The 9,272-nt window shown below is 37.9% G+C and carries 7 protein-coding genes; all 7 read right to left on the bottom strand.

The window, feature by feature from the left end:
- Positions 1 to 251: 251 nt before the first annotated feature.
- The 7 genes from EG2_RS19855 to EG2_RS17670 all read right to left on the bottom strand — a co-directional run bounded on the left by EG2_RS19855 (position 252) and on the right by EG2_RS17670 (position 9,094).
- On the bottom strand, positions 252 to 449 hold the full coding sequence (locus EG2_RS19855) for a hypothetical protein (protein ID WP_231476341.1): 198 nt from the start codon (positions 447 to 449) through the stop codon (positions 252 to 254).
- Between the two features lie 146 nt (positions 450 to 595).
- Entirely contained in the window at positions 596 to 2,662 is a 2,067-nt protein-coding gene (locus EG2_RS17695) for a glycoside hydrolase family 2 TIM barrel-domain containing protein (RefSeq protein ID WP_231476343.1), read from the bottom strand.
- Positions 2,663 to 2,686: 24 nt separating this feature from the next.
- On the bottom strand, positions 2,687 to 4,393 hold the full coding sequence (locus EG2_RS17690) for a glycoside hydrolase family 3 protein (RefSeq protein ID WP_060815627.1): 1,707 nt from the start codon (positions 4,391 to 4,393) through the stop codon (positions 2,687 to 2,689).
- Positions 4,394 to 4,584: 191 nt separating this feature from the next.
- On the bottom strand, positions 4,585 to 5,379 hold the full coding sequence (locus tag EG2_RS17685; protein WP_060815625.1) for a ChbG/HpnK family deacetylase: 795 nt from the start codon (positions 5,377 to 5,379) through the stop codon (positions 4,585 to 4,587).
- An 11-nt stretch (positions 5,380 to 5,390) separates the two neighbouring features.
- On the bottom strand, positions 5,391 to 6,659 hold the full coding sequence (locus EG2_RS17680; protein WP_060815623.1) for a PTS sugar transporter subunit IIC: 1,269 nt from the start codon (positions 6,657 to 6,659) through the stop codon (positions 5,391 to 5,393).
- 159 nt (positions 6,660 to 6,818) lie between these two features.
- Complete coding sequence (locus tag EG2_RS17675) at positions 6,819 to 8,180, bottom strand: glycoside hydrolase family 1 protein (RefSeq protein ID WP_060815621.1); 1,362 nt, start codon at positions 8,178 to 8,180, stop codon at positions 6,819 to 6,821.
- A gap of 113 nt (positions 8,181 to 8,293) precedes the next feature.
- Positions 8,294 to 9,094: a MurR/RpiR family transcriptional regulator gene (locus tag EG2_RS17670; protein ID WP_029486209.1), complete on the bottom strand. Its 801-nt coding sequence runs from the start codon at positions 9,092 to 9,094 to the stop codon at positions 8,294 to 8,296.
- Positions 9,095 to 9,272: the final 178 nt, after the last annotated feature.

Below are 9,272 nucleotides of genomic sequence, written 5' to 3'. Positions count from 1 at the left end.
ATAGGGAGCATATCATCATTTTCTGAACACCTTTTGTAACTTGTTATCAATAGACTTATCGTCTATACCCACTTGCTCTCCTAAATTTCAATTATAATTTCTGCTTCTAACGTCGCCCATTAATTCTTATATATATCACTACAACTCTTAATTTACTTAATAAACTCTATTCCACTAGAAATAGTAATGGTTCCTTCGTCAAAGTCACCATCTAACATTGACTTTTTCAAATTACTTACATTTTTATAATGCTATTTTCCTTTTTTTAGTGCTGCTTGGATAAGCGGTACTTTTCCTGGTTCTTTTTTTATGATTGCCATTAATTTTCCTGAAAAAAGTTTTTTCTCTTGGCAATTATACCCGTCTAGATCTGCGGGATCGCCATTAGCAAGTCCGAGGATTGTTCCATTTTTTACCAAAACCGCTACAAGTTCGTCTGCAGTTGGCACCTCGATCCCTTCTGAATCGATTCCTTGGATCTCAAATAGAGAGTAGTCCGCTCCACAGAATCGTTCTTTAACTGTGACAGAATCAGTCGGACCGCTTGTTTTTCGAGTTGCTTCAATTGTTTGTTCCTCTTTGACACCAATGGCTTTTAAACAACCTGGTTCATAAGGAATATGCCAAGATAGGCCATCTTTATCATTTTTTTCTTTCCAAAACTCTTCCCGTTCAGAAACAACTCAACAGTATGACAATTAGAAAAAGTCCTCACCTCCGTAACCCCTTGGTCAATTGTTAACCCTTCTTTGTTCCAGTGAGGAAACACATGAACCATTGGTGTTTCAGTCCACCTTGATTGATAATAATAAAAAGAATCCTTTTCAAATCCGACCGTATCTGTAATTCCAAATTGAGAACTGATTCCAGGCCAGTGAAACGGTGCTGGCTCACCGTAGTAATCCATAAATGTCCACAAGAAGACACCTCCCATATAGGCATGTTCTTCTAAGTAACGCAGTACTTCTTTCGGTTTAGCCGTACCACCGGTTCCTGGCTCTTCAGGCTTTCGTTTCCCAGGTAAGACCATAGAATAAAGAGAACCAAAGTTTGAAGTATGACATTTTTCGCTGTTGTCTTGATAGACCCCTCTTGTCGAAAAGTAAGAAGCACTTTCCGTACTAAGATATGAAAATAGCGGATACTTTTCCTTTACAGCAACTAAACCTGTCCCATTTACAGCAGACTCAGGATAATTGACCCCGTTCACATCAAAAATACGCATATAAGAAGCATCCACCTGACCAGCAGGATTAAGTAATTCCGCTGAAACAATGAGACTTTGCGAAGTATGGGTTCGGATCACAGCTGCTAATTTTTGTGCAATTCGGTAAGCAAGCGGCGTATGACCAATCACCTCTTCATTACAAAGGGACCAAAAACAAAGAGAAGGATGATTACGTGTTTGCTTCACCATTTTTACCAGCTCATTTGTCCGCCACTCACTAGATTCCAAGATGCGGTTCTCGTTCATAACGATGATACCTAATTCATCACATAATTCAAGGAGATCTTTGGAAGCAAAGTGATGTGCACTGCGATAGGCGTTTACCCCCATTTCTTTCATTTTCAACAGCTTATACCGTAAAATATCTTTTGGTAATGCGACACCTAGACCACCAAAGTCTTGATGCTCACAGACCCCTCTTAATTCTTTACGTTCCCCATTAAGCAGAAAACCTTTCGTAGTATATGCGACTGTCCTAATACCAAAACAAAGCTGATAGTCATCGATTTGGTTCTCGCCATCAAATAGTTGAAAAGTAGCTTGGTATAGATGTGGATTCTCGAGAGACCATAGCTGAGGCGCGCAGATTTTTTGGCAATAACTCCATTCTGTTGTCGCCAAAGGATCTACGTTACACTCATGGATATTTTGTTGATCAGCCACCTGACTTTTGATCGTTATCTTTTGTTTTTTCTCAAAATGATGGTTAGCAAGACCAATGGTGATTTTAAGGAGCGCTTCCTGCTGGTTTATTTCAGTTGTTTCGATAAACGATGCTTCTGCCACAATCTGAAGCTTTGGTTTTATTTCTAAATATACATCCTTATATATACCTGCTCCCTCATACCACCAGCCTTCCGCGCCTTTCGTCGTATCCACTTTGATCAACACCACATTCACTCCCTCTGAGCCGATGCGTATCAGTTCAGAGACATCAAAAGAAAAATCAGAGTATCCACTGTAATGATCACCTAGAAATACACCATTAAACCAGACAGATGCCATACGCATGACGCCCATAAAGTGGAGAGTCACTTGCTTTTCGTTCACTTCATCTGGAGTTAACGCAAAAGTCTTACGGTAATAGGCAATGCCATCTGGCTTTGATCCACTCATCAGTAAATCGGGATCATTAACATACGGAAGTTCATTTTTCCAATCATGAGGGAGATCAACAGATACCCAATCTTCGTCAAGTTCACTTTCCAAAGCAGTGTTCACCAACATTCTCAAGCCTTTTTCACGATCACCTTGAGCAATCAGCCGTAGAAAATGTTCTCCACCAGCACCTATCAAAACAGTATCCCCCGCTTCATTTTCAAGCGGAGCTGCCAAGCCACCGATAGCTGCGGCTTTTCTGACTGTTTTCATTGGCTCTTCTATCTCACCTAAGTGAAATTGCCAGCCATCATTCAGTAATCGATTTTGTCTCATTTTTTCTCCGCCTTATTATAAAAGTTATTTTGCTCTAGCTAAAAAGTCCCCACAAAATGGATCGATCGGGCTCTTACCTTTAAACGGTTCTTTCCCTAGCAATTTCTGGATTACAGCCTCCACTGTTTCTGGATTTCCTGTATACGCATTGATAAAAGTTGAAACATAAGGGATGTCAAATAGGTGATAGGGATTGGCAGTAGAAACAAAAATGGTAGGGAGATCCTTTTCATACCAGGGAGCATTTGCGGCCATCAAATGATTCCAATCCAAACGAACTGTTGTCTGATTGCTGGCGGTCTCAACATTAGCAACATACAATGCCAAATCAAATTTATTTCTAAGATCCTCAACCCCTGCCTCGAAAACCTCTTGGAAATCCAATTGTTGATTATCGAAAAGATTGACTTCAAATCCAGCAGCTTCTAATCCAGCTTTAAAAAGCGGACCGACTCGTCCTCCCTCTTTAAATCCACCGTCGTCAGAATCACCCAAAATAACGAGTCGGATTCGAGGGTATCGTTGTGGGGTGAGTGGTAAGTGTTTTTCTCTGTCTTTGACCAATGTAATCGACTCATCAGCAATTTTTTTCGTTACCCACTGATATTCAGTACGATCGATGACACTTTTAGGAGTACTATTGACTGTCTCTTCCCTTACTTCAGTAAATAAACCATGGTACATCTTGACTGCTAAAATTCGTGCGACTGCTTCATCCAAACGTTCCATACGAATGCTTCCCTCTTTTACAGCAGATGCGATCACTTCATAATCTTCATCAATATTTTTATTAAAAAGCAACATATCGATTCCTGCATTGATTGAAGCAACGAGTCGCTCTCTATGAGGCATGATCGTCGTGTAACCGACCATTGGTGTTGCATCAGTGATAGCCAAACCATTGAAGCCCAGTGTATCTCTTAGTAACCCGTTAACTAGAAGTTTCGAGCAAGAAGCAGGCATCAATTCGGTTTCTTTGATCGTTGGTGAAAGTTTTCGCTCCCACGCAGGCTGATAAATGTGTCCCACCATGATACAGCTGACGTTTTTTTCAATAAACTGTCGATAAATAGTCCCATACGATTCCATCCACTCATTCGCGGAGAGTGAATTGATCGAACTCAGTAAATGTTGATCCCTTTCATCAACACCATCCCCAGGAAAATGCTTGATCACTGGAATGATGTTACTCTCAGAAAAACCGTCTATCTGCGCTTGAGCCATGCGAATAATTCGTTTTTGATCACTTCCAAATGTGCGAGTATTCGTGATTGGGTTCTTGAAGTTATAATCAATATCGACAATCGGTGAAAAAGCCATATTAATACCAATTCGAGCCGCTTCCAGCCCAGCAATTTTTCCTAAGTAATAGGCATTTTCGGTGCAATCTGTAGCGGCGATCTGCATAGGATTACCGACCCATGTCCCTTCCGTAAGAATACCATTCCCACCTGACTCTAAATTTGCGGAAAGAAACAACGGTATCGTGCTGGCATCTTGGACTGCTCTTAGCTGATCCTTCAGCTTTTCAGCATTGTCGGGGCGATACATCATTCCTCCCGGTTGGTATTTCTTAATAAAAGCCGTCAATTCCTTTACAGAACCTGATTGTCCAATCACGAAAAAAAGCTGACCAATTTTTGCTTCGTTACTCATACTGGCAATTAATCTTTGTATTTTCTGAATTTGTTGTACTGTTAAATTGTACGGACTTTTATCTAGTTCAATCATAATGTTCTCCTTTTTTTATTTTAAAATCTAAAGTCACCAAATCATCAGCTTGCTTCCTATTGAAATCTATTATATAAAACCTGATTTTTCCTTGATAGAATTCTTCTCGCAACCTCAGTTACTCAAGATTTTTATTAAAAAATGAGATTTTATCATATAAATATTTCCATAGATAAGAAAATATCAAAGCCTCATTTCTTCCAACTATCTGGCAATTCTTTAAAAGTAATCAACTCAATTTGATTATTTTCAATCCACTCTTTAACGTCATTGCTGGTTAACGCTTGTAAGTCCATAGCTCGGCAAGTATTGAAACTTGAGAGCTGAAAAATTTCAGCATCTAGATAACCACAATGAGAAATTAGATACCCATATTCTGAGCCGATTAGTTTACCTTTATCTTCAATAATATAGTTTGTGAGATTTCCGCTCAATTGGCTTTGGGCATCACCGGGCATATACCATCCCATTCCAGCTTGCTTCACCACATTTTTTTCCATCAATTGCAATGTGCAAATGACATCATACTCCTTAGCTAGTCTTTTTGTTACTGTATCGATAGTTGCTGTACCATACGCATGGTTGTGAATATAGTCTGGCTTTTTTCCCACTAACTGAATGTATTTTTCAATTTGCGCTTTAAATTCATCATATACTTGCCCACTAAAATCTGCTAAGTGATCAAACCCATTTTCCTCACAATCTAACTGACGATTTTCATAGCTTGTTAAAAATTGACCGTTTAATTTTGTTAAATTTGGGATAACAGAATGCGATAATAAAGAAGATCCAGTTGACAAGTTTAAGTCAATACCAAAAGCAATATCATTTATATATGGCTTCAACAAAAACACACATTCTTCAATCCATGGCATGTTGGTAAACATTCCTGTATTTTTTATGACACCATTTTGAATTCCAAAAATACAGCCCTGTGAAACAGCTCGAGTTATCCCAAAGTCATCACTTTGAATCAAAAGTTTCATTTTTCTCCACCTTATTTTGTAGTTTTTGAGTTTTCTTCATCAAATTTCTGTTTATCGTAAGCTTTCACAAATGGAATATAAGAGATAGTGACAATTACAAATAATATGAAACCCCAGATTAAGCCTTGAAGTCCGTAATTTACCCAATTTCCAATAAAAAATGGTAAACTCGCAGTATTTTGTCCACCTGCTCCTGTACTATATCCTAGAAGACCAACTACTTTTAAGAAATGCGTTCCAATTACAGATAATGTTGGCGCGATGAGAACCCAAGGAATGAAAAAGATTGGATTTAAAATCATGGGGATTCCAAAGTATGCTGGTTCATCAACTCCGAAAATAGCTGGTACTAAACTAAGTTTCCCAATTGAACGATTCACTTCTGATTTAGCAAAAATCAAGATAGCTACTAACAATGGGAGAGATCCAGTACCAAAACTGAGAGTATCTCCAATAAACATATGAGGCAACGGTTTTCCTGCTTGATACGCTGTCAAATTTTCCAATTGTAGTTGCATAAACAATGTCATAAGAACGGGACCAATTGTCATTCCTCCATGAATACCAAAAAACCATAGACCATACATGATAATTTGGAGAATCCAAAGCCCCCAAATATTAGATCCTAAAGCATTCAGAGGTGTTCCAATTAATGTGTAGACAAACTGATGAAATGAGCCAAATGAGGTGATTGAAAAACTATAACTAATTAACCCGAATACAATTGTGGAAAGAATAACTGGAATTAACGCCGTAAATTGTTCGGCAATATATGCTGGAACCTGATCCGGTAACTTAATTCCCAAATGGTATTTTTTACACAAAACGAAAATTGAACCTACAATGAAAGCGACAAGAAACGAGCTGAACATACCAGAACTACCTAACCAATTAAGCGGTAAAGAACTCGTTGCAACTGGTTCTGACGGTACTGTGTATGGTGTAATGATAAAAAAACAAATAAATGAAGTAATCCCTACAATAAGCTTTGAACTGGAAATATCTTTTTTCTGTGCAAATGAATAGGCAACGAAAAATGCAAGATACAAACCAATCGTACCAGATGTCCACTGGTAAATTACTGACAATATTGGCTTAATACCAAATGAAGTTAAAATTTTTTGATATGGTTCATAGGAAATACCATTAAAAAGTCCTGCAAATCCTCCTGTCATAGTAATTGGTAGCATCATCATAAAAGCACCAGTTATAATCTGCAACAAGGTATTGTTAGCAATTTTCTCAGATACAGCTGTTAATCTAGCAATAAATTTTGTCATTTATTCCATTCCTTCCTTTACCAAATCTCTTGTAAATAAAACTTTTACTTTTTCTACCTTAAGTAAGAAAATTGGAGTCATCCGAATTTTTTTACTAAACCAATCTACCCAGAGCCAGTTTGCAAAACAATTTTCATTTTCCATATCTATCATGTCAACTTATTGGTTAAAGATTCTCTTTTTGTACCAATAGAAACTGTCTTTTGGAATTCTACTGCATTCTTTCAAATCAGTATCTGTTCTATCCACATAAATAAGACCATAACGTTTTTTAAAGCCCTGATGTGAACTAACGAGATCTAATAAAGACCACGGACTATATCCCAATAAAGGATATCCTTCCTCAATGAAGCGTTCACATTGTGCGATATGATTTTCTAAATAATCAATTCTATAATCATCATGAATCTTTCCATCTTCAAGAACATCAGAATAAGCTAGGCCATTTTCAGTGACAATCATTGGCAAACCATAACGTTCATAGACATCTCTCATCCCGATATATAGCCCTTCAGGATCAATTCCAAATTCCATCCATTTCGTCTTCTCCAGATAGGTATTTGTACCTAATGTAAATAATTCGTTGCGGTAAAAGGGTGGCAACTTACTCGTATCTTCTTTTGGCTTTAATGATCGGATGCAGGTACTTGCGTAGTAATTGATACCGATTAAATCAGGCTTATTTTGGCGAAGAATCTCATCATCATCCGGTTTAGTTTCCGGAAACCAGCCTTTTTTTGTTAAGTAATGCTGATAACTTTTAGGATAGCGTCCCAAAACAGACATATCAAGAAAACAATTTTGCAGAAAGTCTTCAGCATTTTTTGATGCCAAAATATCAGCTGGTGCCGGAGTTTCTGGATACACCACTTGCATCGAACAAACTGGACCAATCTTACCATTCTTAACAATCTCTCTAAAACGGGCAATTGCTTTTTTTTCTGCAAGAGACATGTGATAGCTCATTTGATACATTTGTTTCATTTTTTTATTAGGATCAGACTCGTGATTCCCATTCAAATCTGAAGCAGCAGTCGCAATCAATTGCTCGTTAATCGTTCCCCAAAGTTTGACTCTATCTCCAAAGTTTTCAAAACAGACTTCAGCATATTTGACAAAGAGATCAATACATTTTCGGGAACGCCAACCACCAAAATCCTCCACAAAAGCTTGTGGCATTTCAAAATGGTATAACGTTGGAAAAGGGGTGATTCCTTTTTCAAGACAAGCGTCAATCAACTGATTGTAAAATTCGATTCCTTCTTGATTGACCTGATATCCATCCCCCATGATTCGAGTCCAATTAAAGGAAAAACGATAGAGATTAATTCCTAGTTCATCCATTAACTCAACATCTTCTAATAGATGATGATACTGATCTGATGCTACTTTTGAATCAGCAATTCCCTCCGGTACGTGACGCACATCTGTTGTTGCAATCCCTTTTCCACCTTCACCAAAGCCTCCTTCTACTTGAAATGCTGAGGTTGATGCCCCCCAATAAAAATCTTTTTTAACCATTGTTCCTTCCACCTTTCCCTTATAAGAAAACGATACCATTCAGAATTAATTCTAACGACAACAAAACAAGACCTCTGGTTTCAAACACAAAGGTCTTGTTTCAAAATATGAAACTATTGAGGCAAATAGAACTTTTTCATATACATATAAATCAGTAACTCCATCATGTATAGAATAGCAATCCGTCCTTCGGTGTTTTCGTTGATCTCTCCACAGAGGATAATTTGGTCTGCACTTCGTTCAATGATTGGAGAATGCTTAAACGTAAAGACGATAATTTTGATTCCCTTTTTCTTCAAGGCTGCAATCACTTTTTCACTAAAGTAAAAGAAACCACCCTCCATCGAAAAAATCAAAACCAAGCTATCTGGCGAGCTTTCTTCCACAATTTTTAATTGTTCTTCCACTGTAAAACCAATCCGAATAATTTTATCCATGCTTGCTAATTTGCTTTGCAAATGCTGTCCCATAAAAGCAGCAAATTCTAAGCCAAACAAAGCAACATTTTCTGTTTCATGAATCGCAGAGACCACTGTTTCAATTTCTGAAACCGAGAGCTGTTCTTTGGCGTACCTCAAATTGATCAAAAGATTTGAGGTGAATTCGTCCAGAAATTCCTCCCATTGTTCCACGGGCTGGATCACTTTTTTGGAATAATCGCTGACGATATCGATCTCTTTTTCAACCGCTTGTTTGAATTCCGTATAAGACGAAAAAGCCAAAATTCGAGTGAATCGCGAAATCGCTGCAGTCGACACAAAACATTCTTCTGCGAGTTCATAAATGGTCATCTTAGGGATTTTCGAAAAACTTCTTAGAATCGCCTGTGCAATAAAGTAATTATTGTCTTGTTTTTTCTGATTATTTAAATAGCGCAACAAAAGACTTCTGACTGAGGTTCCTTTATTTTCCATTCGATCTACCTCCTAAATACGCTTTCATCTAAATATACAATGAACGCCAGGGAAAGCAAAGTTGAATTGGTGAAATTCTCCTTATACTCTGCGCCCATTTCGATAATTTGAATATAAAAACCTTTCCCTTGCCTGGCCAATATCCATATTCCATAATCAGACGTGAGAAACGTTCCAC

Source organism: Enterococcus gallinarum NBRC 100675 (assembly GCF_001544275.1).
Classification (GTDB): Bacteria; Bacillota; Bacilli; order Lactobacillales; family Enterococcaceae; genus Enterococcus_D; species Enterococcus_D gallinarum.
The sequence above is the reverse complement of the archived record's forward strand: the minus strand, read 5'-3'. Positions and strand labels throughout refer to the sequence as shown.